The following is a 25488-nucleotide window of genomic DNA, read 5'->3' as shown; positions in this document are numbered from 1 at the left end:
CGATGTGGTCGGGAATCTCGGCAGGACGGTCGCCGACCGTCGGTGTCCCGGCGGGCTCGAACCATGAGGATCGCGGCTCCGGCGGGAGCGGACGGCTTGTGCTCCGTGCCGCGGGAGACGGTGAACACCGCGACGCGCGTGACGATGCGGGGGCTCCACAGGGCGTCGAAGGAGGCCAGGGCCTTGCCGAGGGCGATGGGTTCGTTGTTCACGGCTGAATCCTGGCCCATGGGGTGCGACCGGCGTGAGTGCTGGACGCCGCGCTCACGGTGTCCGACCTCGCAGCGCGTGCCTCGGTCAGCCCGGCGACACTGCATCGCCGCTTCCAGGCACAGCTGGGCACCACACCGCTGCAGTGGCTCACAGGGGAGCGGCTTGCGTTGGCGTGCCGGCTGATCGAGCGGGGCGAGTCGCGCTTCGAGATGGTCGCACGGCACAGTGGGCTGGGCACCGCCGCCAATCCGCGTGCGCTGATGCGCCGCAGGACCGGGCTCACTCCCTTGGAGTACCGGCACCGGTTCGGCCCCGGGACAGGCCAGGGACCGGCCGCGCCCGCCTAGTGCTGTGGTGCCACCGTTTCCCGGCCGATCGCGCCCGCCCCCGCTCGACCGGGGCGGACGTTCTTGTTGTGGTGGAAGGCGTTGTCGGGGTCGTACGTGGCCTTGACCTCGGCGAGCCGCACGATGTGATCGCCGTAGGCCTCGTGGACGCGACCGGCGTCGTCGTCGGAATCGAGGAAGTTGACGTAGACGCCGCCGGCCCGATGCGGTCGAAGGGCCGCGAGGAACCTTCGGGCCCAGGCGGTCTCGGCCGCGGCGTGCTCGCCGGACTCGTCCGGGAGCCACACGGCGTCGATGATGATGTTGTGGGCCACGTCGCGACCGGCGTAGGCGGTGGCGTCGCCGGGCACTCGGGCGACGGCGCCGCCCAGGTGGAACATCGCCGCGTAGGTCCTGGGTGAGCCGGCGGCGTAGGCGTGATCGGCGATGGCGTCGACGGCTCCGTCGGACAGGCCCGATAGGTTCGTGGACTTCCAGTAGTAGTGCCATCCGTGCGGGACGGTGTCGTCCAGGCCGCTCTGGTGGGCCACGTAGGGGGTGGGGTCGAGCAGGTCCACGAGGGGCGTCCCGAACCGCCGCAGGGCCCGCACCGCACGTTCGCCGTCGTCGACGCCGCCGGCGTAGCAGCAGGCGACGGCGATGGCCGGCCGATGGTGCAGGTGCTCGGGGATGGTCGGCAGTGGAGGGACGGTGCCGAGCCTGACCACGCTGCCGAGCTCGTCGGGCGCCGCGGCGGCGAAGTCCCGGTAGAAGCGCAGCACGTCGGTGGTGTCCTCGGCCGCCCAGAAGACCGGTCCGGCCAGCACGGTCGGTCCGACGGGGTGCAGCGCGAACCTGAACGAGGTGACGACGCCGAAGTTGCCGCCGCCGCCTCGCAGCGCCCAGAACAGATCGGGGTGTTCGTCGGCGGACGCCTGGACGATGCCGCCTTCGGCGGTGACCACCTCGGCGGCCAGCAGGTTGTCGACGGTGAGCCCGTGCTTGCGCATGAGGAAGCCGATGCCCCCGCCGAGGGCGAGCCCGGCGACCCCGGTGTGGCTCACGATGCCGCCGGTGGTGGCCAGACCGTGGGTCTGCGTCTCGTGGTCGACGTCGCCCCACAGCGCGCCGCCCTGGACCCAGGCCGTACGGCCGGCAGGGTCGACCCGCACGGCTCGCATCGGCGAGAGGTCGATGACGATGCCGTCGTCGCACACGGCGGTGCCGGCGACGTTGTGGCCCCCGCCGCGTACGGCGATCTCCAGGTCGTGGTCGCGGGCGAAGCGCACGGCCGCGGCCACGTCGGCGGTCCCGCCGCATCGGGCGATCAGCCGGGGGCGCCGGTCGACGGCACCGTTCCACACGGCCCGGGCGGTGTCGTAGCCGGCGTGCTCAGCGGTGATCAGCCGGCCTCGGAATCCGTCGATCTCCATCGCGGTCGCCTCCTGATCGCGTGCCGATGGGTTCGGTGTCGTCAGCGGTCCTCCGCTCTCGACGGTCCCATCGCAGCACCGTGGGCCGCGGCCGTGAAGTCAACAATCTGGACTTCACACTCGAAATCGGGCGTTCGACACTGGTGTCATGCGGACGTACGGCCAGTACTGCCCCATCGCCCGTGGCGCCGAGATCTTCGCCGAGCGCTGGACGCCACTGATCATCCGCAACCTGCACCTGGGCTGCGGAAACTTCAGCGAGATCCTCGAGGGCGCGCCGGGGCTGTCCCGCACCCTGCTCTCGCAGCGGCTCAAGCAGCTCGAACGGCTCGGCATCGTCGAGTCGGCGCCCAAGCCCGACGGGCGCGGGCGCCACTACGAGCTCACCCAAGCGGGTCACGACCTCTTCAAGGTCTGCGCGTCGCTCGGCGAATGGGGTGCCGCCTGGCTTGAGATCGCCCCCGAGCACCTCGACCCCTTCGTGGCTCTGTGGTCGATGTGCAACGCGCTCCGCCGCGACCTGCTCCCGCACCGACGCGTCGTCATCCGCTTCGACTTCACCGGCCGCCGGCGCCGCGAGCGGTTCTGGCTGCTGATCGAGCACGGAGACACCGAGATCTGCAAGGAGTACCCCGGCCTCGACGAGGACCTCTACGTCACGGCGGAAGCCGAAGCCTTCGTCAAATGGCATGCCGGCCAGCTCACCTGGGCCGAAGCCACCGCCGACCGCCGCATCCAGCTCCACGGCCCCGGGTGGCTCGTACGGGCCTTCCCCACCTGGAACGCCCGCAGCATGTTCGCCCACATCAAGCCGCTCTCCCGGACCGCGGCGAGCACGCCGGGCTGACATTCGCGCGCTGCGTCCATGACCGCGGGGAGTCCGCGGCAACCCTCAGGGGCGGGCGGGTTTGGCGATGACGGCGCGGCCCATCGCGGGGTCGTCGCAGAAGGCGCCGTCGATGCCCAGGGAGACCAGCCGTCCGAGGAAGCCCATCACGTCACCCGTGGCGCGCGCGAACACGGGGCTGTCGGGGTTGCCGAGGCGGTGCTCGAGCGGGAGCTGGGAGTTCTCGTTGCGGATGGTCCAGACGTGGACGTCCAGCCGCCGCCGGTGGGCGTCCTCGATCAGGGTGGTGGGCGGCTGGAGCTTGCCGTCCGGCCCGACGGGGAGGATGCGGCGGGTGTCGACACCGATGCCGTTGGCGTAGGAGGCGACCTCGCGCAGCCCCTCTGGCTTCACCATGTCGTCATAGGTGCGGGGATCGCCGGAGACGACCCAGTCGTACGGCTTGCCGCCGAAGGTGATGAGCTGGATCAGCGGCAGCCGCGTCTTGCCCCGCAACTCGCGCAGGTTGGCCGTCTCGAAGGACTGGATGAACGCCTTGCGCACGCCGTACCGTCCCAGCACCTCCAGCAGCGGCTCCTCCAGCGACAGCCCGACGGAGTCGAAGTAGGAGGGGTGCTTGGTCTCGGGGTAGACGCCGACCCCGTGCCGCTGGGCGAGCTGGACGACCTCCTCGAAGGTCGGGATCTCCGCGAGCCCGTCGAAGGCGGCGTTGTCGGGGCGGATGTCCGGGATGCGCTCCTTGGCGCGCAGCGTCTTCAGCTCGGCCAGCGTGAAGTCCTCGGTGAACCACCCGGTGACCGGGCGGCCGTCGATGGTCTTGGTGGTGTACCGGTCGGTGAACTCGGGCCGGACGGCAACGTCCGTGGTGCCGGAGATCTCGTTCTCGTGCCTGGCGACCAGCACGTGGTCCTTGGTGGCGACCAAGTCGGGCTCGATGTAGTCGGCGCCCATCGCGATGGCGGCCTCGTAGGAGAGCAGCGTGTGCTCGGGCCGGTGGGCACTGGCGCCCCGGTGCCCGATGACGACGGGGTCCTTGTGCCCATGGGCCGCGGCGGGCTGGGGTTGGATCAGCACGACGGCGACCGTAACACCGGCGAGCAACCTGCGCAGAATCATGCGCGCAGGCTAGACCGGCTCGGTGACGCGCGAAGGCACGGCAGGTGGCGCCCGGCTCAACGGCAGGCAGCGTGATCCCCCCAACAGCGAAGCAGCGGCCTTCAGGGGGGAACAAGTTCGTACTCCTGGAACGCGCCCTTCAGGCTCGCGCTATGAAGCCGTGCGGGCACGCCATTCGCCGGCCAGCAGCGACCAGACCTCGACGTCGAGCCGGCCGTTCTCGCCCCGGACGGACTGGCGCAGGATGCCGTCGCGGCTCATGCCCAGCCGCTTGGCGACGTTGATGCTGCGCGTGTTGCCCGCGATGACGCGCCACTCGACGCGCTGGATGCCGCGTTCCTCGACCGCCCAGCCGACGATCCGCTCGACGGCGCGGGTGATCAGCCCGCGCCCCTGCACGCCGGGCTCCAGCCAGCAGCCCGCCTCGCAGCCGCCCTGCTCGGTGTCGAACGACACGAACAGCACGCCGCCGACCAGCCTGCCCTCCAGCCAGATCCCCCAGATGCCGCCGGCGTCCCTGGCCCGCTTGTCGGCATAGCGCTGCAACACCGCACGCGCCTCGGCGAGGTCGGCCGCCACGAACGACGGCGACACCCACGGCGCGATGTGCTCGCGTGCCCGGTCAAGGTTGGCCAGGAACTCCTCAGCCAGCCAGGGGTCGAGCGGCCGCAGTTCGGCGTCGGCGGTGAGGGGGAGAGAGAACATCCGGCCTCCATACATAACAAATGTTTGGTATGTACGCTACAGGACATGAGCCCCGCCCGTGCCGATCACACCGCCCGACGCCGTGACGTCTCCGAGGCCGTCTGGCGCGTCCTGGCGGAACACGGCTTCGCCGGGCTCACCCTGCGTGCGGTCGCCGCGGCGATGGGGGCCTCCACCGGGCTGGTCACCCACTACTTCGCGGGCAAACGGGAGCTCGTCGCGCACGCCCTGGACATCCTGGAGGCCCGCTCGCAGCAGCGACCACGCCTGAAGGCGCCCGCTCCCGGACTGGCGACGCTGCGCACCCACCTGCTCAACATCCTGCCGCTGACCCCCGAGGGCGTGGCGATGAACCGCATCTGGGTCGGTTCCTGGGACGTGGCCCTGTCCGACCCGAAGCTCTTCGCCGCGCAGACGGCCAGGTACGAGCGCATCCGCGCCGACCTGCGCGCCGCCGTCGAGGACGCGCGACGCCTGGGCGAGCTGCCGGAAAGCGCTGACGCGCAGCGCCTGGCCGTGACCGCGCTGTCCTTCACACACGGCCTGGTGGTGCAGGCGCTCTTCGACCCCGACGGCTTCCCGCCCGATCAGCAGACCCGGTTGGTCGACGGCTTCCTGGCCTCGCTCACCTGCTGACGCCCTCGAAGCGGTAGCCGTTCGACGCCGGGCGCGACCTCGCCGACCGGGCCGCGGCCGCGGAGATTCCGTACGGCAAATGCGGTGGCAACCGGTGATTCCGTTGCGCCATGGTGGTCCGATGGATCGTCAGCTCATCAGCGCCATCGCCCACGCCGATCACCCGATCGCCGCCCCCATCACCGAGGCCAACCAGGAACGGCTGCTGCGCCGCGCCGCACTCCCCGCCCGGGCCAGGATCCTCGACCTCGGCTGCGGCGAGGCGACCTGGACGCTTCGAGCCCTCGAGCTCTACCCGGACGCCACCGCCGACGGCGTGGACATCAGCCCCCACGCCCTCACCGCCGCCGCCAAGGCCGCCGCCGCGCGCGGCCTGTCCGAACGCCTGCGCCTGCACGAGACGCCCGCCGACGGCTTCCGCGCCGCCGAGCCGTACGACCTGGTGCTCTGCGTCGGCGCCGCGCACGCCTTCGGCGGCCTCACCCCGACCGCGACCGCCGTACACGCCCAGCTCAAACCCGGCGGACTGGCTCTGATCGGCGACGGCTTCTGGGAGCGCCCGCCCACCCCGCAGGCCCTCGCCAAGCTCGGCGCCACCCCGGACGACTACAGCGACCTGCCGGGCACGGTCGCGGCCACCGAGAGCGCGGGCCTGCGCACGATCTACGCCCACACCAGCCAGCCGGCCGAATGGGACGACTACGAATGGTCCTGGACCGGCACCCTGACCCGCTGGGCCCTCGACCACCCCGGCCCCGACGCCGACCGCGCTCTCGCGGCCGCACTCGAACACCGCGACATGTGGCTGAACGGCTACCGCGGCATTCTCGGCTTCGTCACCCTCCTCCTCAAGCGCACCGCCTGAGCCGCTCCACGCCCCGGCGGCCTCGCGCAGGACCGAGAGGTCCGCGCGGAGGCGCCGGCCCCCCGCGCCGGCCCGCAGCTCGTGCGGTCCCGCGGGGTCTTCGCAGCGTGAACGAGCTGGGCAGGTCCCAGGATCGAGGTCCCTGGCCTTTCCTACTCGGGCGGGACGTGTCGCGGTGCTGCGCGGACGTGCGCGCGTTCGCCTTGTTTCCCGATGAGGCTCAGGTACTCGACGGGCCCGGCGCTGGTGGCCCCGAACCAGTGCGGGGTGCGCGTGTCGAACTCCGCGGCCTCCCCGGGTCTGAGGACGAGGTCGTGTTCCCCGAGGACGAGGCGGAGCGTTCCGTTGAGGACATAGATCCAGTCGTAGCCCTCGTGGGCGCGCAGGTCGGGCTCGGTGTCGTCACTTCCGGCCGGGAGGACGAACTTGTAGGCCTGGATTCCTCCGGGCCGACGGGTCAGCGGCAGGACGACCGAGCCGTCGCCGCAGGGGATGGGACGCAGATTGATGCGGGGATCGCCGGTCGGCGGCGCGTCGACGAGCTCGTCGAGTGTGACCCCGTAGACGCGCGCGAGCGGGAGCAACTGCTCGAGCGTGGGACGTCGCAGGCCCGCCTCGAGCCGGGACAAGGTACTGGTGGAGATGCCGGTCTCCGCCGCGAGGTCGGCGAGCGTGACGTCGCGTTGCAGCCGAAGGCGCTTCAACCTCGCTCCGACAGCGTCAAGAGTGCGGTCAACCGAGGTGGGCCTCGAAGTGGCACGCCCGGCCTTCGGCTGCTCAAGGCCGCGCACGAGCCGATGCAGGTCGTCGGTCATGTCGGCAACGGTACGTGCTCGCGGGCCGTCAGGTGGGCGGGCGCCGGCTCGGTCGTAGGCGACCAGGACGGCCGGTTCGGCCGGTCGTCTCACGAGCTTGGAATCACCTCCCGCAACCTGCGCAGGGCCTGGTGCGAGGGCGAACCGGGTTCTGTGGTGTAGAGGACGAGCCGCAGGTCGTCGCGCTCGGGGACGGGCAGCACCTGGCAGATCGCGTCGATCGAGCCGACGGCCGGATGGGTGATGCGCTTGCGTTGCTCCCTGCGCACCTCCACCTCGTGCTCGGCCCACAACGCGGCGAACTCGGGGCTGAGCGCCAGCATCTCGGCCACCAGCGCCTGGATCTCCCGGTCGTCGGGGTAGCGGCCGGCCGCCCAGCGCAGGTCGGCGACCGAGGCGCGGGCGAAGCGGCCCTTCTCCTCGTCGCTCAGGTGCTCGGCCAGGTCGGGGGAGCGGAAGACCCAGCGGATGACGTTCAACTGGTCGCGCGGCTGGGCGTCGAGGTCGCCCATCAGCGCGCTGGCGAGCGGGTTCCAGGCGAGGATGTCGTACTTGGCGTCCAGGACGTAGGCAGGCACCTCCTCCAGGAACGCGATCAGGTGCAATGTGCTCGCGGGCACGTCGGCGCGCCGTCTGGCCGGCTCCAGCGGCTGGCCGGCCAGGTGGAACAGGTGCGTGCGCTCGTCGGTGGTGAGCATGAGCGCCCTGGCCAGCGCGTTGAGCACCTGGCGCGACGGGTGCGGGCCGCGGGCCTGTTCCAGCCGGATGTAGTAGTCGACCGACATGCCCGCGAGCTGGGCCACCTCCTGTCGGCGCAGGCCCGGCGTGCGGCGGCGTTCGCCCTGCGGCAGCCCCGCCTCGCGCGGCGTGAGCCTGGCACGCCTGCTGCGGAGGAATTCGGCCAGCTGGTCACGGTTCATGACCCCATCCTGCGGCAGGTCCGCGCGACGTGGGTGGTACTGCCGATCCCAGCCTCCGGAGGTCTCTCCCGCTCCTGGCGCGCCGACCGGAAGGTGGTCGCCATGACGACAGCTCTCATCACTGGTGCCAACAAGGGAATCGGCTTCGAGATCGCGCGGCTGCTCGCCGAGCGCGGCATCACCGCCGTCATCGGGGCGCGCGACGAGGAACGCGGGCGGGCCGCCGCCGAGCGGCTCGGCCAGCCCTACGTGCGGCTCGACGTCACCGACCCGGCCTCCGCGCAGGCGGCGGCGAAATGGCTGGAGGAGGAGTACGGCGCGCTCGACATCCTGGTGAACAACGCCGGGATCACGGTGTGGCAGGACGACCCGCGCCCCAGCGTCACCGGGGCCGAGACGTTCAGGCAGGTCTACGAGACCAACGTGTTCGGCGTGGTCACCGTCACCAACGCGATGATGCCACTGCTGCGCGAGGCGCCCGCGGCGCGGATCGTGAACATGTCGAGCGAACTGGGCTCGCTGGCCCTGGCGATCGATCCCGACAGCCCCTTCTGGCCGCACAACTACGCGGCCTACAACTCCTCCAAGTCGGCGCTCAACATGATCACCGTCGCCTACGCCAAGGAGCTCTGGGACACCCCGATCAAGGTGAACGCCGCCAACCCCGGCTACTGCGCGACCGACCTCAACGCGCACACCGGTTTCCGTACGGCCGAGCAGGGCGCCGCGATCGCGGTACGGCTGGCCACGCTCGACGCCGACGGCCCGAGCGGCGCCTACCTCCAGGACGACGGGACCGTGCCCTGGTAGGTCCCTTCTGGCGGACGGAGGGTACGCCGGCTTCCAGGGACGCGGCCACCACGACGACCTGTTCTCCGAGGAGTTCGGCCGGATGGGGCAGTCCGGCATCCACCGCCATCCGTCAAGCAGGTTGCTGCCCCGTGCGGCCGGAACCGTCGGCCACACGGGCAGCAGCATGAACCTACGGCCGGCCGACGCCGAGATAGGTGAAACCGACAGCCCGCATCTCGGCCGGGTCCAGCAGGTTGCGGCCGTCGAAGAGCACGGGCCTGCGCATCACCGAAGCGGCTCGCGCCCAGTCGACCTCCGTCAGCTGCGGCCACTCCGTCACCACGATCGCCGCGTCCGCCCCCTCGACTGCCAACTCCGGGCTCGCGTGGCGGCTCGTCGACGTCCACGGCTCCCGTTCGGCCGGCCGAGCCATCGGATCCCAGCAGCGCACCTCGGTACCCTCGGCCAGCAGCCGGGCCGCCAACACGGTGCTGGGCGCCTCCCGCATGTCGTCGGTTCCCGGTTTGAACGTCAGCCCGAGCAGCGCCACCCGCGCGCCCGCCAGGCTGCCGAGGACGTCCTTGAGCTTCTGGATCGCCCTGCGCTTCTGCAGGTTGTTGACCTCGATCACGGCCGTGAGCAACTGCAGGTGGTAGCCGGTGTTGCTGGCCAACTGCCGCAACGCCTCGGAGTCCTTGGGGAAGCAGGAACCGCCCCAGCCGATGCCGGGACGCAGGAAGTGGCGGCCAAGGCGGTGGTCCAGGCCGACAGCGTGAGCCACTTCCTCGACGTCGGCGCCGGTCTTCTCGCACAAGGTGGCGATCTCGTTGATGAAACTGATCTTCGTGGCGAGCAGGGCGTTGGAGGCGAGCTTGACCATCTCGGCGGACCGCACATCCATCACCACGACCGGCCCGTCCACGCCCTGGTGCAGCTGCGAGATCAGGTGTGCGGTCGCCTCGTCGGTGGCTCCCACGACGACGCGGTCCGGGTGCAGGAAGTCGTGGACGGCCGTGCCTTCAGCGGTGAACTCGGGATTCGCGGCGTACCCGACGTGCCCGAGACCGGCCGCATCCAGCGCGGCCCGTACAAGCGTGCCCGTCCCCACCGGCACCGTGGACTTCACCACCACGGCCCGGAGGTGTGATGCGCCCTCCAGCGACTTCACCACCGCCCAGACCCGCGACAGGTCCGCGTCACCGGACGCCGACGGCGGCGTGTCCACGCACACGTACACGATCTCGGCCCCGTCCAAGGCCTCCTGCAGATCCACGGTGAAGGTCAGCCGCTCCTTGTTCCGGGCGATCATGTCACCCAGCCCCGGCTCGTAGATCGGCACATCGCCGGACCGCAGCAGCCTGATCTTCTCGGGGTCGATGTCCCGTACCACCACCCGGTGGCCGAGCTCGGCCAGACAGGCACCGGTCACCAGACCGATGTAGCCGGCGCCGAACACCGCAACCCGCCGTTCGGGCTTGTCATGCATGGCAGACCATCCACTTCTTCCGCGGTCGAACGTCACAGCAGGGCCGCTGCCCCGGGTTGCCCACGTCTGCGAAGGACGCTCCACCATACGCTCCACCAGCAACCCCCGGTGTCACTCGGCTGTCCGACTTGGCAGGCGAGACGACCAGATGCCGCGGCGACGCCGCATGGCGGCACCGGACCACGACCAACGCCACCCGGCCGGCCGAAGCCGCCGCCCACGACGTCCTTTTTGCCATTCGGCAACAGCATTTGCAGATCCGCCTGGTCCGTCCGCACCATCAGGAACGCGCCCGCCGAGGGGGTGCGCGACCTGTCGGCGCCGATGGGGCTGCAGGCGGAGAGATAGATCACCGCGAACGAGGAGGACGACCTTTGACGCCCCGATTCGACAAGGACTTCTGGGAGCAGCGCTGGCAGCAGGGGCGAGCCGGGGGCCCCGCGTCCATGGGCGGCAACCCGCCGAACCCGTACCTCGCTCGTGAGACCAGCGGCCTGACACCGGGCACGGCACTGGATGCGGGGTGCGGCGGCGGTGCCGAGGCGATCTGGCTCGCCTCCCATGGCTGGCATGTCACCGCAGCCGACATCTCGTCCGAGGCCCTCGCCCGCGCCGCCGAGCGCGCGGCGACGAGCCGGGCACCCGAGCACCTGCAGTGGGTTGAGGCGGATCTGCGCGTCTGGAGCCCTGGCGGGCAGTTCGACCTGGTCATGACCCACTACGCTCACCCGGCGATGCCGCAGCTGGAGTTCTACGACCGCATCGCCGGATGGGTGGCTCCGGGCGGCACGCTGCTCATCGTCGGGCACCTGCACACCGCGGGCTCCACCGGCCACGGACACCACCCTCCCGCCGAAGCGTCGGTCACCTCCGCGGCCATCACCGCGCGCTTGGACGGCATGCAGTGGGAGATCGTCACCGCCGAAGAGCACCTCCGCACGCTCGCTGGCCACGGGGGCCGGACGGTCCCCCTCCACGATGTCGTCGTGCGCGCCACCCGACACCGGTGACCTGTGCGAACGCCGGCGCGTCACCCGCCTGACCCCGGTGAGACGGAACGCCGGGGGCCGACCCCGGCTTTCGGTGGTCGGTCCGTCGCGTGCGCGCCCAGATGACGGCGGTGATCGCAACGAGCAGGACGCGGGGAATGAGTTGGTCGTCAGGCCCTGGCGGGCGTCCGGGCTCCGGCGTCGAGCACGGCTTTGAGGGACGCCTCGAGGATGTCCACGCCGGCGTGCAGCTCGTCCTCCCCGATCGTGAGAGGCGGGGCGATGCGGAAGATGCCGCCCATCTCAGGTAGCTGGACGATGTTCAGGTGCAGGCCGCGTTCGAGACAGGCCGAGGTGATCGCGCTGCCCAGCGCGTCGGCGGGCGCCTTGCTCTTCTTGTCCTTGACGAGCTCGACACCTTGGAGCAGGCCACGGCCGCGGACGTCGCCGACGACTTCGTAGGTGTCGCGAAGCGCCAGCAGCCGGTCGGTGAGCTGATCGCCCAGCGTCGCCGCACGTTCGGTGAGGTTCTCGCGGGCGATGACGTCGAGGACCGTCAGTGCGACGGCGGCCGCCAAGGGGTCGGAGACGTGGGTGGTGTAGAAGAGGAAACCCCGGTCGTGGCAGACCTGCTCGATCTCGGCGGTCGTGACGACGGCCGCCACGGGCAGTCCGGCTCCCAAGGTCTTCGACAACGTGAGGATGTCGGGTGCGACCCCGTCGCGCTCGAACGCGTACATCGCCCCGGTACGGCCGAGGCCGGTCTGCGCCTCGTCCAGGATGAGCAGCATCCCGCGTTCGTCACACATCTCTTTGAGGCGACCCAGATACCCGGGCGGCAGGTCGATGATCCCGCCTGAGGACAGGATGGGCTCGATGAGGCAGGCGGCGAGGCTCCCGGCCGATTGCCGGTCGACCAGGGCGAAGCCGTAGGCGAGCTCAGCCTCCCAGTCGTGTGACCCGTCGGAGGTTCGGAACGGCGAACGATAGGCGTTCGGCGAGGGCAGCGCGAGGTTTCCCGGTGTCGGCGGGCCGTAGCCGCGCCGCCCGGCGGAGAAGGTCGCGGCGGCGGCCCCTTGGGTCATGCCGTGCCACGAGCGGTCGAAGGAGACGATCTCGAAGCGGCCGGTGGAGAGCTTGGCCATCTTGATCGCGGCCTCGTTCGCCTCGGCTCCTGTGGTGAGCAGCAACATCTTGCTGAGCGTCGGGGGCAGGGTCGCGGTGAGCCGGTGGGCGAGCTCCAGCACGGGAGTGCTGAGCATGCCGCTGAAGAGGTGGTCCAGCGACGCGACCGCGGAGGAAACCGTTGCCACGATGGCCGGGTGCGCATGGCCGAGGATGGAACTCATCTGTCCCGAGGTGAAGTCGAGAATCGGCGTGCCCTGGCGATCGTAGACATACGCACCGGAGGCACGTTCGATGACCCGCGGGGTGAAGCCGGCTCCGTAGCGGACCAGGAGGCGGTCCGCCTCGTCCCAAAAGGTGGTGTCCATCGCCAACCCTCTCTCACCGCGTCCGAGACGACGTCGAATCTTCTGCTCGATGCCATCTTCAATCGACGACAAAACTCGTCACAAGCAAACAAATGCGACTTATCATTCGGCGTTGCCTTACTGTCGATGCCATGCTCAACCCGCAACGCCTCGCGATCCTGCGCGCTGTCCTGGCAGCTGGGTCGATCAACAAAGCGGCGCGGAACCTCAGCTACTCTCCCGCGACGATCAGCCAGCACATGACCACCCTGGCGAAGGAGACCGGACTGGTCCTTTTCGAGAAGCAGGGACGCGGTATCAGCCCCACCGATGCCGCACGGCACCTGGCAGACCAAGCTCAGTCGCTCCTCGCCGACTTCGGACGGCTTGAACGAGTCGTGGCGGACCTTCGGAGCGGTCAGGCGCAGCAGCTGGCGATCGCCTGCTTCGCTTCCGCGGCCGAGCGGTGGATCCCGGAAGTCGTGCGGACCGTTCGCCGGCACCAACCCAACCTCGCCGTCGAGATCAGCCTCAACGAACCGGTCGACGGGCGTGGCCGCCGACGACCGGACCTCGACATCCGGACGGAGCCCGCCAACGGCGCCGAAGTACACCTTGACGGCTACCAGCGTCATGAACTCACCGTCGAGGAGCTCGTCGCCGTGCTCCCCGGCGCCCATCCCCTCGCCGATGCCCGCGAACTCGCCTTCCGGGACCTCGAAGGCGAGCCCTGGATAGACCACGACATCTACGACAGCCCGATCGGACAGATCATCGTGACCGCTTGCAGGGCCGCCGGATTCACGCCGCGCTATGCCGCCCGCCTGGACGATCACCGGGCGGCGCTGCGACTGGTGGAGGCGGGCATCGGCGTCACCGTCCTGCCGCGCCTGGCCGTCGCGGAACTCCCCGACGGAGTCGTCGCCAGGCCCCTGGTCCGCCCCACCGTCTCGCGGCGCATCGTCGTCCACGCCCGCCAGGACCGACGCCGCGGCGACCTCATCGCCCGGGCGGTGGCACAGCTTCGCGACAGCGCCCGCGGGACCCGAGACAACTGATCCTGGACGCCGGTCACCTCCATGAGGCCACCGGCCGCAGCCATGCTGCGCCGGTCGCCGCGATAAGCGTCCGCCGCAACCGAGCCGACCCTCCCAGGATGCTTGTCCGCCGTTCCGGTCCGGTACTACCGTGCCGCAGTGGATCTCTTCTCACGTTCCTGGACGGCACTGCGCGCGGCGGTCGCCGACACCCCGGACGAGGACTTCGAACGGCCGTCCGGCTGTACCGGCTGGCTCGTGCGGGACCTGGTGTGCCACCTGGTCATCGACGCCCAGGACGTCCTGATCACCCTGGTCACGCCCGCCGGAACCGAACCGACCGTGGACGCGGTCACCTACTGGAACCTCGTCGAACCCCCGACCGGCGAGGACCCGCTCGACGCGCTGATCCCCCGGCTGGCCGCCGCATACGGCGAACCGCGGTTGCTCAAGTTCCACCTCGACGACGTCGGTTCCGCCGCGGGCCGCGCCGCCGTACTCGCCGATCCCGCAGTCCGGGTCAGCACCCGCGACGAGGTGCTGACCGTCGGCGACTACCTGTCCGCGTACGTGCTCGAATGGACCCTGCACCACCTCGACCTGATCGCGCATCTGCCGTCGGCCGCCGAGCCGCCCGCCGAGACCCTCGCGGCGGCACGCGCGTCCCTGGAGAAGATCGCCGGGACCCCGTTTCCCGCCTCGTTCTCCGACAAGGAGGCGCTGCTGATCGGCACCGGACGTCGCGCCCCGACCGCCGCGGAGAAGGCCGCGCTGGGCGATCTCGCCGCGAAGCTCCCGCTCATCCTCGGCTGAGTCGCGAGGTGAGGGCACTGCCTCACCGGTCATCGGATCACACCGGCGGCGTTCGGCGGGCGCGGTGGTAGGCGGACAACAACAGCCGAGCCGCGTCAGTCCAGGCAGAACTCGTTGCCCTCGGGGTCGGTCATCACGATGAAGCCGGCGCTCATCGGGGGAGCGGGCTCGTGCCGACGGACCCGCTTCGCTCCCAGCGCGACGAGCCGGTCGCACTCGGCCTCCAGTGCCGCCATCCGCTCCTCTCCCAGCAGACCGGGAGCCGCGCGGACGTCGAGGTGGACACGGTTCTTGGCGACCTTGTCCTCCGGCACCTGCTGGAAGAACAGCCGCGGGCCGTGCCCGTCCGGGTCCTCGATGGCCGATCTCGTGTTGCGCTGCTCCTCCGGCACGCCGATCCGCGCGAGGAAGTCGTCCCATGCGGCCAGCGGGTCGGCGTCCTCGGGCAGGTCGACCCCGGGCGGGCCGGGATGGACGTAGCCCAGCACGTCACGCCAGAAGGAGGACAGCGCCCGCGGGTCGTGGGCGTCGAAGGTGACCTGGATGTGACGGCTCATCGGGTTGCTCCGTTCGTAGCGGGATTCGTGTGCAGGTAGAGGTCGCGCAGCAGGCAGACCTCGGACAGATGGTGGATCAGCTCGCGGTGGATGTGCAGCACCAGAGCGGCCATGGGCAGCTCGGGGAAGGGCTCCTTCGCGCCGACCGGGACCCGCAGCCCCGCCTCGCCGAGGCCGCGCACCCCGGCCAGCCAGAGGTCGAGCTGGGTCTCGAGCTGGTCGAGCGCGGTGGCCGCGCTGCCGGCGTACTCCCAGGTCTCGTACGACGCCGCAGGCGCGCCGAAGTGCGCCGCGTTGCGCGCGGCGAGCACGCCGACGATGACGTGACCGAGTCGCCAGGCGATCGTGGTGAAGGCCGCGGGGACCGGCTCGGGGAAGGCGTAGTCCATCGTGAAGTGCCCGGCACCGACCTGCACGGGCGCCGTCGAGCTGCCGCGCGGCCGTACGCTCCAGGCCTCCGGCACCGGCGACCAGAAGTACTCGTCGTCGGTGAGGCCGTCGAGCCGGGCTCGGAGCTGATGGTTCCAGTGGAACTCCCATTGCTCGCGCAGCGTCCGGTTCCAGTCGTGTTCGTCTGCGTCCATGGAGCCACACTGGCATCCCTGGCGGACAGTATCGGTCCGCTATCTGGCAGGGTGGCCGACATGGACGGGGCGAGCGGTGCCGAGCGGGGTACGACGGAGCGGGTGTTCACCCTGCTCGGGCTGTTGCAGCAGCGCCAGGTCTGGACCGGCCCCGAACTCGCCGACCGGCTCGGGGTCACGCCGCGCACGATACGGCGCGATGTCGAGCGGCTGCGCACGCTCGGCTACCGGGTGCATGCCGGCCAGGGTGTCGGCGGCGGTTACCAGCTCGGCCCTGGGCAGGACCTGCCGCCGCTGCTTCTCGACGACGAGGAGGCGATCGCCACCGCGGTATCGCTGCTCGCCGGCGCGGGTGGCGCGGTCGCCGGCGCCGGCGACGCCGCGCTCCGGGCGCTGACCAAGCTCGACCGGATGCTGCCCACCCGGTTGCGGCACGAGGTGCGCGCGCTCTCCGGCTCGGTGGAGTCGTTCGGCGGCGGCCGCACGCCGGTCGACCCCGAGGTGCTCATGACGCTGGCCAGAGCCTGCCGCGACGAGGTCGAGGCCGGCTTCGACTACCCGTCCGGGAGCCGGGTACGCCGGCGGCGGGTCGAGCCGTACCGTCTGGTCGCCTCCGACCGGCGCTGGTACCTGCTGGCCTACGACCTCGATCGCGACGACTGGCGCAGCTTCCGCGTCGACCGGATGACCGAGGTGTCGGCGCGGACCTGGCGCTTCCGCCCGCGCGCGGCGCCCGACGCGGCGACGTACGTGCAGGAGAGCGTGGCCAGCCGGGTCTACCCGTACCAGGCGCGCTTCCTCGTGCACGCGCCGGCCGACACGGTGCGCGCGCAGATCCCGGCGTCGGCGGCCGTCGTCCGACGGCGGGGGAGCGAGCGCTGCGAGGTGCTCAGCGGCGCCGGCAGCCTCGACTTCGTGCTCGTGCACGTGCTCCTGCTGGGGCACGACTTCGAGGTCCTCGACCCTCCGGAGCTCGCGAGGCGCTGTCGCGCGCTGGCGGGAAGGCTGCTGTCGGCCGGTGCGACGATCTCCCCGGCGCCGGACACGGAGGAGTCATGAGCCGCGACCACGCCGGCGCCCCCGCGCGGTCAGGTGCTCGACCACCGGCCGGTCAGGAGGAGTCGCGCCAGGCCGAGGGCGTGCGTCCGCGGGCGCGTTTGAACGCCACGCTGAACGCGAACGGATCCTGGTAGCCGACCTGTCGGGCCACCGTGGCGACGGTCTGCCGGGTGTCGCGGAGCAGGTCGGCGGCCAGGGTCATGCGCCAGTCGGTGAGATAGCCGAGCGGCGGCCGGCCGACCAGGGCGGCGAAGCGCTGGGCGAAGGCGGCGCGGGACAGGCCGGCCTTGGCGGCCAGCGAGGCGACCGTCCACCGGTGGGCGGGATTCTCGTGCAGCAGACGCAGCGCCTCACCGATCGCGGGGTCGGCCAGCGATCGGTACCAGGCGGGCGGCGTCGCCTCCGGCCTGGCGCACCAGGCCCGCAACGCGATCACGAGGACCAGATCCAGAAGCCGGGCGAGGACCGCGTCCTGGCCCGGCTCGTCACGGGCCGCCTCGGCGGAGAGCAGATCGAGGGCCGGCCGGGTACGTGGCCCCGCGGGCACGACCGCCAGTGGCGGAAGCAGCTCCAGCAGCCGGGAAGCCACGTCGCCGTGCAACTCGTACGCGCCGCGGAGCATGACGGTGGCGCCGGACAGGCCGTCGCCGTACGTGCGGGGAGCCAGTGTCGGGTGAGGATCGGCCGGGGCGCCGGTGGGGAGGTGCTTGCGTCCGTCGCGGATCACGAACCGGGGCGTGGTCGCCGGGTCGTCCGCGATCGTGTACCCGCCGGGCGCGGTGACGAGGGCGATGTCACCAGCGGCGAGGCGCACGGGAGCGCAGTCCCCGAGCCGGATCCACGCATGGCCGCCGAGCGTGGCCGCGACCGTGAGCGGCGGCGCGTCGGCGTACGTCATCCCCCACGGTGGCCGCTGGATCAGCTGCCTCACCAGGGCGTTCTGCGCGCGGGCTCGGTGCAGCAGGTCCGTCAGCACGTCCACACCGTCACCCTAGACGATCACAAAGGCACTTCAGATGTTCACCCATGGATCGTCCAGGCGCCGCTGCGGTTGGCTGGACGGCATGACGAAATCCATCGCAGTGTTCGGCGCCGGTCCAGGTGTGGGACAGGCCATCGCCCGCCGATACGGGAAGGAAGGGTATGAAGTCGTCCTGGTCGCCCGCCGCCAGGGACCCTTGGACCTGCTCGCCCGGGATCTGTCCGGCGAGGGCATCACCACCCATGTGATCACCGCCGACCTCGACCAGGCCGGTGCCGTCCCGGCGCTCGCCGAGCGGATCCGCGCGCGCGTCGGGGACCCCACGGCCCTCTACTACGGCCCGGCGCCCACCGAGCTGGCGCTGGTCCCCGCCGTCGATCTCACTCCGGAGCTGTTGCAGGACCGCATGCCGATCACGATGTACACGCTCCTGGCCCTGGTCCGGGAGTTCCTCCCCGCCATGCTCGAGCGGGGCGACGGCGCCATCCTCAGCGCCCAGGGGGCCGCCGCCGTCCGGGGCCGGCCGCACATGAGCGGCTGGCCCACGGTGCTGGCCGCCCAGCGGAACTACCTTCAGTCGCTCGCGGCCGAGGTCGCCGGCAAGGGTGTCCACGTCGGGGTGCTCTACGTCGGCGCTCGCATCGTCGGCACCGCCTTCGACTCTGATCACCGGCGGCGCCGGGCCCAGGGCGAACCCGTGCCCGACATGGCCGCCGCCGACCCCGCCGAGCTTGCCGACCTCCTCTGGGACATGCACGCCACGCGGAATCGGCATGAGACCGGCGTCCCGGCCGGGCTCATGGACGGATGACACCGAACGTCACCTGGGCGTCATGACCTATCGTGGTGGCCCGGTCATCCGCCGCGCCCGTGGCCCGCAGGACCATGTCTGCCTCGGCAGGGCGCTACGAGCGGGTCGCCTCGTACTCGGGCAGCCCGGCCGGCGTGGTCCTGGTTTCCGGGCGCATGGCAAGGACCAGGACGGCCAGCCCGGCGAAGATGACCGCGGCGACGACGCCGGTGACGTGCACGCCGACGGTGAACGCCTCCCGCGCGGTGTGCAGCAGTTCCGCGCCCTGGCCGGCGGGAAGGTGCCGGCTGGCGGCGACCGCGCCGGCCAGCGAGTCGGACGTGCCGTCCATCCGGCTGCGGTAGACCACCGCGGCCACCACACCGAGCAGCGCGAAGCCGAGCGAACCGCCGAAGTAGTTGCCCGTCTCCGACATCGACGCCGCCGAGCCGGCCCGCTCCGGCGGTACGGACCCGACGACCAGCCCGGTGCCCAGCGCGAACAGCGGGCCGGTGCCCAGCGCCAGTACGGCGATGCCGATCATCACCAGCGGCAGGGCGCTCGCCCCGTCGACGGCGACCAGCAGCAGGCTGCCCAGCGCCGATCCCACCAGCCCTCCGGCGATGGCGGTCGTGTGCTTCATCCGCCGGGCCAGCGCCGGCGCGGCCATGGTGCCGACCGCCACACCCAGGCCCATGGGCGCGAACAGCACCGCCGACGCGAACGGCGAGAAGCCCAGCACGCTCTGCAGGTACTGGGTGACCAGCAGGCCCGTGCCGGCCATGGCGATGCCGGCGAAGACCAGCGCGACGAGTACGGCCGTGAACGGGCGGTTGGCCAACAGCCGCAGGTCCAGCAGCGGCGTCTCCAGCCGCAGTTGCCGGCGTACGAACAGGAATCCGATGGCTGCGCCGACGACGAGGGTCACCGCCGGCACGACCGGCACGCTCTCGACGGTCAGCTGCTTGATGCCGTAGACCATCAAAAGCACCGCCACGAGCGACAGGCCGACGCTCGTCAGGTCCGTCCTGCCGGCCTGGTCGCTGCGGAACTCCGGCAGCAGGACCGGCCCGGCGAGCAGCAGCAGCGCCATCGCCGGCACAGCGACCAGGAACACCGACCCCCACCAGAAGTGCTGGAGCAGGAATCCGGCCAGCACGGGTCCGAGCGCGCCGCCGGCGAACTGGCAGGTCGCCCAGATCGCGATGGCCTGCCCGCGCTGCCGCTCGTCGCGGAACATGTTGGTGATCAACGCGAGGGTGGACGGCGCCAGGGTCGCGCCGGCGACGCCCAGCAGCGCACGCGCGACGATCAGCATCAGCGGGGTGGGCGCGAAGGCGGCCACGACCGACAGCACCCCGAACGCCGCCGCGCCGATCATCAGCAGTCGCCGGCGGCCGATCCGGTCGCCGAGCGTGCCCATCGTGATGACCATGCCGGCCACCATGAATCCGTAGCTGTCACTGATCCACAGCTGCTCGACGTTGGTGGCGCCCAGGTCGGCGCTCAGCCGCGGGAGGGCGAGGAGCAACGCCGTCATGTCCATCGCGACGAGCAATGTCGGCAGCATGAGGACGACCAGTCCCAGCCATGCCCGGTTGATCCGCATATCCGAAAACTCCCTGTTGTCTCGACGTTTCGCCGGTTGGTCGGAGCGGCCGAGAGCTTCTTGACATCGTCACGGACGGAAATCTCTTGCGTCCGCCACGGTGGGGCAGACATGCTGACGGCCGGGCGCCGCCAGGGCGAAAAAATCATGCGGATTTTCTGGCCGGGGATGTCAAGACGACGGCGGCCGCTCCGACCAACCGGTGCAAGGGCCCAGCCGGGGCCCGCGAATCACGCGGAGTACGAGATGAAGTTCCTGATCAGCATGCATATCAACCCGGCCGTGCTGGACGCGCTGACCGACGAGGAGAAGGCGGCGATCGGCGCCGGCCACGGCAGGTTCATCGAGGCGCTGAAGGAGTCCGGCGAGCTGATCACCACGCAGGCGCTGGTCGACCCGTCCCAGGCCGCCGTGGTGTCGGTACGCAACGGCCAGCCGGTGGTGACCGACGGCCCCTTCCTGGAGTCGAAGGAGTACCTGGGCGGCTTCTACCTGGTCGACTGCGAGAACAAGGAGCGGGCGATCGAGCTGGCGGCGCAGATCCCGGACGCCGCGATCGAGGGGCTGGGGATCGAGGTGCGCCAGGTGATGTTCGCTGACGGACACCTGGAGGCATGACGGCAGCAGCCGTCGAGGACCTGCTGCGTGAGCTCACGCCGCAGGTCCTCGACACGTTGGAACGCCGGCACGGCCAGTTCGAGGGGTGCGAGGACGCCGTGCAGGAGGCCGTCCTCGCCGCCACCGTGCAGTGGCCGGCCGGGGGAGTGCCGGACAGCCCGCGCGGCTGGCTGGTGACCGTCGCCTCCCGGCGGCTCATCGACCAGATGCGCAGCGACCACGCGCGCCGCGAGCGGGAGTCGGCGACGGCCACCGAGGTGGTGCCCGAGGGCGTACCGGACACCGACGACACGCTCGTCCTGCTGTTCATGTGCTGCCATCCGACGCTGACCGCGGCCTCCCAGACCGCCCTGACGCTGCGGGCGGTCGGCGGCCTCACCACGGCCGAGATCGCCCGCGCGTTCCTGGTGCCGGAGGCCACGATGGCGGCCAGGATCAGCCGGGCCAAGCAGCGCATCAAGGCCGCCGGCAGCTCGTTCAGCCTGCCGGACGGCGCGGAGCGCGAGGAGCGGCTACGGGTCGTCCTGCACGTGCTCTACCTGATCTTCAACGAGGGCTACACCGCCTCATCGGGCGGCGAGCTGCACCGCGCCGACCTCGCGCACGAGGCGATCCGGCTGGCCAGGATGGTGCACGCGCAGCTGCCCGAGGACGGCGAGGTGACCGGGCTGCTCGCGCTGATGCTGCTGACCCACGCCCGCCGGGAGGCACGGACGACGGCGGCCGGCGACCTGGTGCCGCTGGACGAGCAGGACCGTACGATGTGGGACCGCGGACTGATCGACGAGGGCATCGAGCTGGTCAAGGCGTCGCTGGCCGGCCCGGCGCTGGGGCCCTACCAGCTGCAGGCCGCCATCGCCGCCACGCACGCCGACGCGGCCACGGCCGAGGAGACCAACTGGCCACAGGTGCACGCCCTGTACCTGATCCTGGAGCGGATCGCGCCCAACCCGATGGTGACCCTCAACCGGGCGATCGCGCTCGCCGAGACCGAGGGCCCGGCGGCCGGGCTGGCCCTGCTGTCCACATTGGACAGGGACGAGCGGATGGCCGGGCATCACCGGCTGCTGTCCGTTCGGGCGCATCTGCTGGAGAAGACCGGCGACAACTCCGGGGCGTACGAGCTCTACCGGCGGGCCGCGAAGTCGACCGCCAGCATCGCCGAGCAACGCTACCTGGAGTCCCGGGCCGGCCGGGTGCGCCGTAGATCATCCTCCCCGTCCGCGGCGCCGAAGGCCTGGAGTAGCCGCTACCCGGACGCCACGACCTCGCCGGCCGTGACCTGAGGAGCGTTCGGAAGCAGGGAGGCGAGATTCTCCCGCACGTAGTCCGCGGCCCTTCTGGTGGACTCCTCGGCTCCGGCTTGATCTTCGAAGACACTGGTGGAAAGCATCACCCCATCCCCGGCGTCGACCCAGTAGTAGGCCACGAACCCCGGGACCTGGCTGATGAGCGACACGAACTCCTCACTCACCCGGCGTCCCGCCTCGGCGGGATCGGTCACCCCTTCGTATCGCCGTACCGTTGCGTACATGGCTTTCCTCCTCACCGGGCACAAGATCGCCCCATGGGGGAGGACATACCCCCACCTTTCGTCCTGCGACGCCAAGGGTCCGTAATGAAACGACACGATGTGGCGGAGGACGGCTGGCCCTGAGTCAACGCGGCGGCGGAGGCGCCCCGGACGAGATGCGGCCCATCTCGTCCGTCCCGCACCACATCGTGGCCGCCGACCGTTCACCCCAAGCCCGCGCCGGCCGCCCTGTACGCCCCTGCGGCATCCCGTGCCGCCGGCCCGCCCACGAGCTCGCCCGCCGCACCGTGGCGTGCCGCCGAGCAGGCCGCCGCCGGTCAGGCCGCCGTGGTCAGGCCGTGCAGGGCGGCGATGGCCTGCCGGCCGGTCGGCGTGGTGAAGTCCCGCACCATGTCGGAGACGAAGCCGGCCACCGACGTCACGACGCCACCGGCGGCCTCGATCTGGCGCAACGCCGCGTCCTCGGTACGGCCGGCCAGCCCGCCACTCGCGTCGATCAGTACGCGCACGTCATAGCCGCCCGCCAGCGCGTCGAGCGCGGTGTGCAGGACGACGATCTCGGTGGTCACGCCGCACACGACCAGCGTCCTGCGGCCGCGGGCCTCGATCGCCGTGCGCCACGCCGGGTCGTCCCAGCAGCTGGGACCGGTGCGCACGAACGGCGGCGCTTCGGGCACCTCCGCGATGACGCCGGGACCGCCCGGCCTGGGCGCGACCGAGACGGTGAACGGGATGCCGAGCGCCGGCGCGACGCCGCCGACGACGCCCGCGGCCCGCCGGATGGCGGCGGGGCTGTTCGTGGCGCTGGCGTCCACGATGCTGTCCTGGAGGTCGGCGAACACGATCTGCACCTGACGATGATCCAGCATCGTTCTACCCCCTTAATCGTTCAGATTATGAATGATATTGGGACGCTAGCATAGCGATCGTGAACGATGTCAAGCTCACCTCCACCCTCGCCTTCCGGCTGGGCACGCTGGGGGCCATCGCCACCGACCGCTTCTCGGCGCGGCTGGCCCCGCACGATCTCAAGCCGAAACACGTCGGGCTGCTGTCCGTGCTGGCATCCGGCGCGGCCGCCTCCCAGCTCGACATCGCCAAGCTCATGGGAGTGGCGCCCAGCCTGGTCGTCTCCCTGGCCGACCACCTCGAGGCCATGGGCGCGGTGCGTCGCCTGCGCGACCCGGCCGACCGCCGCCGCCAGACGCTCACGCTCACGGTCGAGGGGAGCGCGCTCCTGGCCGAGTGCACCACGGCCGCCCGCGAGCTCGACACCGAGCTGACCGCCGGCCTGACCCCCACGCAGCTGGATGCGCTGCACGAAGCGCTCGGCCACCTCGCCGCCGCACACGGCCTCCCCGCATGACCACCGACGACCGCATCGAGCGCGCCCGCTCGCTCTACGACCGGGCGGTGTTCGCCGGCGACACCCACGCCCTCGCGGCGGCCGAGCACGCGCTGAACGCCGTCGAGGCCGATCTCGCCTTGGCCCGCGGCCGCCTCATCCACGCCCGGTTCCTGGACGGCGGTGCGGAAGACCCGTGCGAGCTGGAGCTGTTCGAGCGAGCCGCCGACCTCTACCGCACGCTCGGCGACACTCGCGGCGAAGCCGAGGCGCTGTTCTGGATCGGCGCCTTCCACCAGGTGGTCCGCGGCGACGACGGCGTCGCCGTACCGGCTCTCGAACGCTCGCGCGCCCTCGCCGCAGAGGCGGCCGACGCGCTCACGACGTCGTACGCGCTGCGCCACCTGGGCATCGCCGCGCACCACGCGGGACGCCTGGACATGGCCCGCACGCACCTCGAGGAGTCGGTACGGCTGCGCCGCGGGCTCGGCTTCCACGCCGGGGTCGCCGCCAACCTGGTCGGCCTGGCCTACATCACCGCGGCGGAAGGCGATCGCGACAAGGCGCTGGAACTGCTCGACGAGGCGACCTCACTCGCCCGCTCGGACGGCGCGCACAGCGTCATCGGCTGGATCGACGAGGCCCGCGCGCAACTGGCCACCGGGGGAGGGGCAGGCGGATGACGTCGTCGGCCAGGCGGTGTCCTCGGTGATCACGTTGACCGCGACCGTCCTGATGTTCCGCAGGCTCGGCTCCGAGAAGCCCGCCTACGCGCTGCCGGCCACCGCCGGGGTGCTGGACTCCATGGCGAACCGCTGTTCCTGCTCGCCGCCAGAAGCGGCGACCTGGTGATCGTCGCGCTGTATCCGGCCGGGACGGTCCTGCTCGCCCGGGGCGTCCTGCACGAGCGGATCGGCCGCGGCCAGCTCGCCGGCCTGGGCGCCGCCGCCCTCGCGGTCAGCCTCCTCGCCCTCACCTGACCGGTCCCGCCGCCCTTCCGCCTTCCACTCCGCCGATCACGACCACTCCGCCGATCACGAAAGGGAGACCCGTATGTTCATCCAGCCCTGGGACGCGAGCCTGGACGAGGCCGAATGGCAGGCCTGGATCGCCGACGGCCACGACTTCGGGCAGCTGTGCGTCAACGGTCCGCCCGGCCGGCCGCCTGTCGTCGTCCCGACCCACTTCATCTGCGACGGGACCGACCTGCTGGTCCATCTCGCCCGGCCCAATCCGGTCTGGAAGGCGATCGAGCACGATCCGAACGTGACGTTCACCGTCATCGGCGACTACGCCTTCGTCCCCGGCCCCTGGCGCGCCACCCCTGGCACCCCTCCCCAGGACGGGGTTCCCACCAGCTACTACGCGGCCGTCCAGTTCACCTGCCGCGCCCACATCATCGACGACCCCCACGGCAAGGCCGACCTGCTGGCCCGCCAGCTCGCCCACTTCCAGCCCGACGGCGACCACGCCGAGGTCACCGTCGACCGGTCCCCGTACGGGCGGTTGCTGTCCGGCATCCGCGGCCTGCGTCTGGAGGTCACCGGCGTCCGCGGCAAGTTCAAATACGACGACCACAAGTCCGTCCAGCACCGCACCGCCGTCGCCGACCACCTCACCGCACGAGGCCGAGGCCTCGACGTCCCCGCGGCGGCCCAGCAGCGACGTCGCACCGACCGCATCGGTACCTGGAAGCCCTGACCCCCACCAGCTAGCTGCTCGCCCCGCACACCGAACAGCTCGCCGTCCACTACCTCAGCTCAGCGCACTCCCGGGCCACCACCTGAGAACGCGAGCCGGACGATCACCGGCATGGCGCCAGCACGCGCGGACCGCTGTGCGGCGTTGCCGAGTCTTGGCAGCTCCCGGATGGTCGCGGTGTATCCAGTGCTGTGCCCGGAAGCGTTCACCAGGTCGCACTGAGGTCGTGACGCGGGCCGGGGTG

The 25488-nt window shown here is 71.3% G+C and carries 30 protein-coding genes; 17 read left to right on the top strand and 13 right to left on the bottom strand.

Annotated features, from left to right (window positions below):
- Positions 1-248: 248 nt before the first annotated feature.
- The gene (locus ACWEVS_RS28345; RefSeq protein ID WP_449923515.1) at positions 249-560 is read left to right on the top strand and encodes a helix-turn-helix domain-containing protein; all 312 of its coding nucleotides are present in this window, start codon (positions 249-251) and stop codon (positions 558-560) included.
- Here the strand turns inward: ACWEVS_RS28345 and ACWEVS_RS28340 are convergent.
- Positions 557-1972, bottom strand: a complete 1416-nt coding sequence (locus tag ACWEVS_RS28340; RefSeq protein ID WP_452554051.1) for an FAD-binding oxidoreductase — start codon at positions 1970-1972, stop codon at positions 557-559. The two genes, ACWEVS_RS28345 and ACWEVS_RS28340, sit on opposite strands and share 4 nt — an antisense overlap.
- A 148-nt stretch (positions 1973-2120) precedes the next feature.
- Here ACWEVS_RS28340 and ACWEVS_RS28335 point away from each other — a divergent pair, with 148 nt between their 5' ends.
- Positions 2121-2819, top strand: a complete 699-nt coding sequence (locus tag ACWEVS_RS28335; protein ID WP_452554050.1) for a winged helix-turn-helix transcriptional regulator — start codon at positions 2121-2123, stop codon at positions 2817-2819.
- 45 nt (positions 2820-2864) lie between these two features.
- Here the strand turns inward: ACWEVS_RS28335 and ACWEVS_RS28330 are convergent, their stop codons facing one another.
- Positions 2865-3935 (bottom strand): glycerophosphodiester phosphodiesterase, encoded by a 1071-nt coding sequence (locus ACWEVS_RS28330; RefSeq protein ID WP_449923506.1) that lies wholly within the window; start codon positions 3933-3935, stop codon positions 2865-2867.
- 150 nt (positions 3936-4085) lie between these two features.
- A complete protein-coding gene (locus ACWEVS_RS28325) occupies positions 4086-4640 on the bottom strand; it encodes a GNAT family N-acetyltransferase (RefSeq protein ID WP_354922349.1) in 555 nt (184 codons plus the stop codon).
- Positions 4641-4685: 45 nt separating this feature from the next.
- Between ACWEVS_RS28325 and ACWEVS_RS28320 the strand changes: the two genes are divergently transcribed.
- Together ACWEVS_RS28320 and ACWEVS_RS28315 are read left to right on the top strand one after the other, a co-directional pair.
- Positions 4686-5276 carry a TetR/AcrR family transcriptional regulator gene (locus ACWEVS_RS28320; RefSeq protein ID WP_452554049.1) on the top strand — a complete coding sequence of 197 codons (591 nt, stop codon included), beginning with the start codon at positions 4686-4688 and terminating at the stop codon, positions 5274-5276.
- A 121-nt stretch (positions 5277-5397) separates the two neighbouring features.
- The gene (locus tag ACWEVS_RS28315; RefSeq protein WP_452554048.1) at positions 5398-6141 is read left to right on the top strand and encodes an SAM-dependent methyltransferase; all 744 of its coding nucleotides are present in this window, start codon (positions 5398-5400) and stop codon (positions 6139-6141) included.
- A gap of 152 nt (positions 6142-6293) precedes the next feature.
- Here the strand turns inward: ACWEVS_RS28315 and ACWEVS_RS28310 are convergent, their stop codons facing one another.
- Together ACWEVS_RS28310 and ACWEVS_RS28305 are read right to left on the bottom strand one after the other, a co-directional pair.
- Positions 6294-6956, bottom strand: a complete 663-nt coding sequence (locus ACWEVS_RS28310) for a helix-turn-helix domain-containing protein (RefSeq protein ID WP_449923494.1) — start codon at positions 6954-6956, stop codon at positions 6294-6296.
- An 89-nt stretch (positions 6957-7045) separates the two neighbouring features.
- Positions 7046-7876, bottom strand: a complete 831-nt coding sequence (locus tag ACWEVS_RS28305) for a helix-turn-helix transcriptional regulator (RefSeq protein ID WP_449923491.1) — start codon at positions 7874-7876, stop codon at positions 7046-7048.
- Between the two features lie 102 nt (positions 7877-7978).
- Between ACWEVS_RS28305 and ACWEVS_RS28300 the strand changes: the two genes are divergently transcribed.
- On the top strand, positions 7979-8686 hold the full coding sequence (locus ACWEVS_RS28300) for an SDR family oxidoreductase (protein ID WP_449923488.1): 708 nt from the start codon (positions 7979-7981) through the stop codon (positions 8684-8686).
- Between the two features lie 172 nt (positions 8687-8858).
- Here the strand turns inward: ACWEVS_RS28300 and ACWEVS_RS28295 are convergent, their stop codons facing one another.
- Complete coding sequence (locus ACWEVS_RS28295; RefSeq protein WP_452554047.1) at positions 8859-10154, bottom strand: UDP-glucose dehydrogenase family protein; 1296 nt, start codon at positions 10152-10154, stop codon at positions 8859-8861.
- 374 nt (positions 10155-10528) lie between these two features.
- Here ACWEVS_RS28295 and ACWEVS_RS28290 point away from each other — a divergent pair, with 374 nt between their 5' ends.
- On the top strand, positions 10529-11164 hold the full coding sequence (locus tag ACWEVS_RS28290) for a class I SAM-dependent methyltransferase (protein ID WP_452554046.1): 636 nt from the start codon (positions 10529-10531) through the stop codon (positions 11162-11164).
- A 149-nt stretch (positions 11165-11313) separates the two neighbouring features.
- On the opposite strand, the gene ACWEVS_RS28285 is transcribed toward ACWEVS_RS28290, so the two are convergent.
- Complete coding sequence (locus tag ACWEVS_RS28285) at positions 11314-12636, bottom strand: aspartate aminotransferase family protein (protein ID WP_452554045.1); 1323 nt, start codon at positions 12634-12636, stop codon at positions 11314-11316.
- Between the two features lie 131 nt (positions 12637-12767).
- Here ACWEVS_RS28285 and ACWEVS_RS28280 point away from each other — a divergent pair, with 131 nt between their 5' ends.
- Positions 12768-13673 carry a LysR family transcriptional regulator gene (locus ACWEVS_RS28280; RefSeq protein WP_449923478.1) on the top strand — a complete coding sequence of 302 codons (906 nt, stop codon included), beginning with the start codon at positions 12768-12770 and terminating at the stop codon, positions 13671-13673.
- Positions 13674-13811: 138 nt separating this feature from the next.
- Positions 13812-14465: a maleylpyruvate isomerase N-terminal domain-containing protein gene (locus ACWEVS_RS28275; RefSeq protein ID WP_452554044.1), complete on the top strand. Its 654-nt coding sequence runs from the start codon at positions 13812-13814 to the stop codon at positions 14463-14465.
- A gap of 95 nt (positions 14466-14560) precedes the next feature.
- On the opposite strand, the gene ACWEVS_RS28270 is transcribed toward ACWEVS_RS28275, so the two are convergent.
- Together ACWEVS_RS28270 and ACWEVS_RS28265 are read right to left on the bottom strand one after the other, a co-directional pair.
- Positions 14561-15022, bottom strand: coding sequence for a VOC family protein (locus ACWEVS_RS28270; protein ID WP_449923472.1), 462 nt, complete (start codon positions 15020-15022; stop codon positions 14561-14563).
- Positions 15019-15606 carry a DinB family protein gene (locus tag ACWEVS_RS28265; RefSeq protein ID WP_452554043.1) on the bottom strand — a complete coding sequence of 196 codons (588 nt, stop codon included), beginning with the start codon at positions 15604-15606 and terminating at the stop codon, positions 15019-15021. Before ACWEVS_RS28265 ends, ACWEVS_RS28270 begins: the two co-directional genes overlap by 4 nt.
- A 60-nt stretch (positions 15607-15666) precedes the next feature.
- Here ACWEVS_RS28265 and ACWEVS_RS28260 point away from each other — a divergent pair, with 60 nt between their 5' ends.
- On the top strand, positions 15667-16665 hold the full coding sequence (locus ACWEVS_RS28260; protein WP_452554042.1) for a helix-turn-helix transcriptional regulator: 999 nt from the start codon (positions 15667-15669) through the stop codon (positions 16663-16665).
- Between the two features lie 52 nt (positions 16666-16717).
- Here ACWEVS_RS28260 and ACWEVS_RS28255 read toward each other — a convergent pair whose 3' ends face one another.
- Entirely contained in the window at positions 16718-17647 is a 930-nt protein-coding gene (locus tag ACWEVS_RS28255; protein ID WP_452554041.1) for an AraC family transcriptional regulator, read from the bottom strand.
- 82 nt (positions 17648-17729) lie between these two features.
- Here ACWEVS_RS28255 and ACWEVS_RS28250 point away from each other — a divergent pair, with 82 nt between their 5' ends.
- A complete protein-coding gene (locus ACWEVS_RS28250) occupies positions 17730-18458 on the top strand; it encodes an SDR family NAD(P)-dependent oxidoreductase (RefSeq protein ID WP_449923461.1) in 729 nt (242 codons plus the stop codon).
- A gap of 94 nt (positions 18459-18552) precedes the next feature.
- Here the strand turns inward: ACWEVS_RS28250 and ACWEVS_RS28245 are convergent, their stop codons facing one another.
- Complete coding sequence (locus ACWEVS_RS28245; RefSeq protein ID WP_452554040.1) at positions 18553-20046, bottom strand: MFS transporter; 1494 nt, start codon at positions 20044-20046, stop codon at positions 18553-18555.
- 246 nt (positions 20047-20292) lie between these two features.
- Between ACWEVS_RS28245 and ACWEVS_RS28240 the strand changes: the two genes are divergently transcribed.
- Both ACWEVS_RS28240 and ACWEVS_RS28235 read left to right on the top strand, forming a co-directional pair.
- The gene (locus tag ACWEVS_RS28240) at positions 20293-20664 is read left to right on the top strand and encodes a YciI family protein (RefSeq protein ID WP_449923456.1); all 372 of its coding nucleotides are present in this window, start codon (positions 20293-20295) and stop codon (positions 20662-20664) included.
- Complete coding sequence (locus ACWEVS_RS28235) at positions 20661-21950, top strand: RNA polymerase sigma factor (RefSeq protein WP_452554039.1); 1290 nt, start codon at positions 20661-20663, stop codon at positions 21948-21950. The genes ACWEVS_RS28240 and ACWEVS_RS28235 overlap by 4 nt, the downstream gene beginning before the upstream one ends.
- On the opposite strand, the gene ACWEVS_RS28230 is transcribed toward ACWEVS_RS28235, so the two are convergent.
- The gene (locus ACWEVS_RS28230; RefSeq protein ID WP_449923451.1) at positions 21914-22198 is read right to left on the bottom strand and encodes a hypothetical protein; all 285 of its coding nucleotides are present in this window, start codon (positions 22196-22198) and stop codon (positions 21914-21916) included. The genes ACWEVS_RS28235 and ACWEVS_RS28230 overlap by 37 nt on opposite strands.
- A 317-nt stretch (positions 22199-22515) precedes the next feature.
- On the bottom strand, positions 22516-23067 hold the full coding sequence (locus ACWEVS_RS28225) for an isochorismatase family protein (RefSeq protein ID WP_452554038.1): 552 nt from the start codon (positions 23065-23067) through the stop codon (positions 22516-22518).
- A 59-nt stretch (positions 23068-23126) separates the two neighbouring features.
- Between ACWEVS_RS28225 and ACWEVS_RS28220 the strand changes: the two genes are divergently transcribed.
- From ACWEVS_RS28220 to ACWEVS_RS28200, 5 genes are all read left to right on the top strand, one after another.
- On the top strand, positions 23127-23564 hold the full coding sequence (locus tag ACWEVS_RS28220) for a MarR family winged helix-turn-helix transcriptional regulator (RefSeq protein WP_452554037.1): 438 nt from the start codon (positions 23127-23129) through the stop codon (positions 23562-23564).
- Positions 23561-24226: a tetratricopeptide repeat protein gene (locus tag ACWEVS_RS28215; RefSeq protein ID WP_452554036.1), complete on the top strand. Its 666-nt coding sequence runs from the start codon at positions 23561-23563 to the stop codon at positions 24224-24226. The genes ACWEVS_RS28220 and ACWEVS_RS28215 overlap by 4 nt, the downstream gene beginning before the upstream one ends.
- A gap of 25 nt (positions 24227-24251) precedes the next feature.
- Entirely contained in the window at positions 24252-24395 is a 144-nt protein-coding gene (locus ACWEVS_RS28210; RefSeq protein ID WP_452554035.1) for a hypothetical protein, read from the top strand.
- A complete protein-coding gene (locus tag ACWEVS_RS28205) occupies positions 24392-24523 on the top strand; it encodes a hypothetical protein (protein ID WP_449923440.1) in 132 nt (43 codons plus the stop codon). Before ACWEVS_RS28210 ends, ACWEVS_RS28205 begins: the two co-directional genes overlap by 4 nt.
- A 73-nt stretch (positions 24524-24596) precedes the next feature.
- Complete coding sequence (locus tag ACWEVS_RS28200; RefSeq protein ID WP_452554034.1) at positions 24597-25244, top strand: FMN-binding negative transcriptional regulator; 648 nt, start codon at positions 24597-24599, stop codon at positions 25242-25244.
- Positions 25245-25488 lie beyond the last annotated feature (244 nt).

Source organism: Nonomuraea sp. NPDC003754 (assembly GCF_053605785.1).
This window is presented reverse-complemented; position numbering and strand designations above follow the sequence as displayed.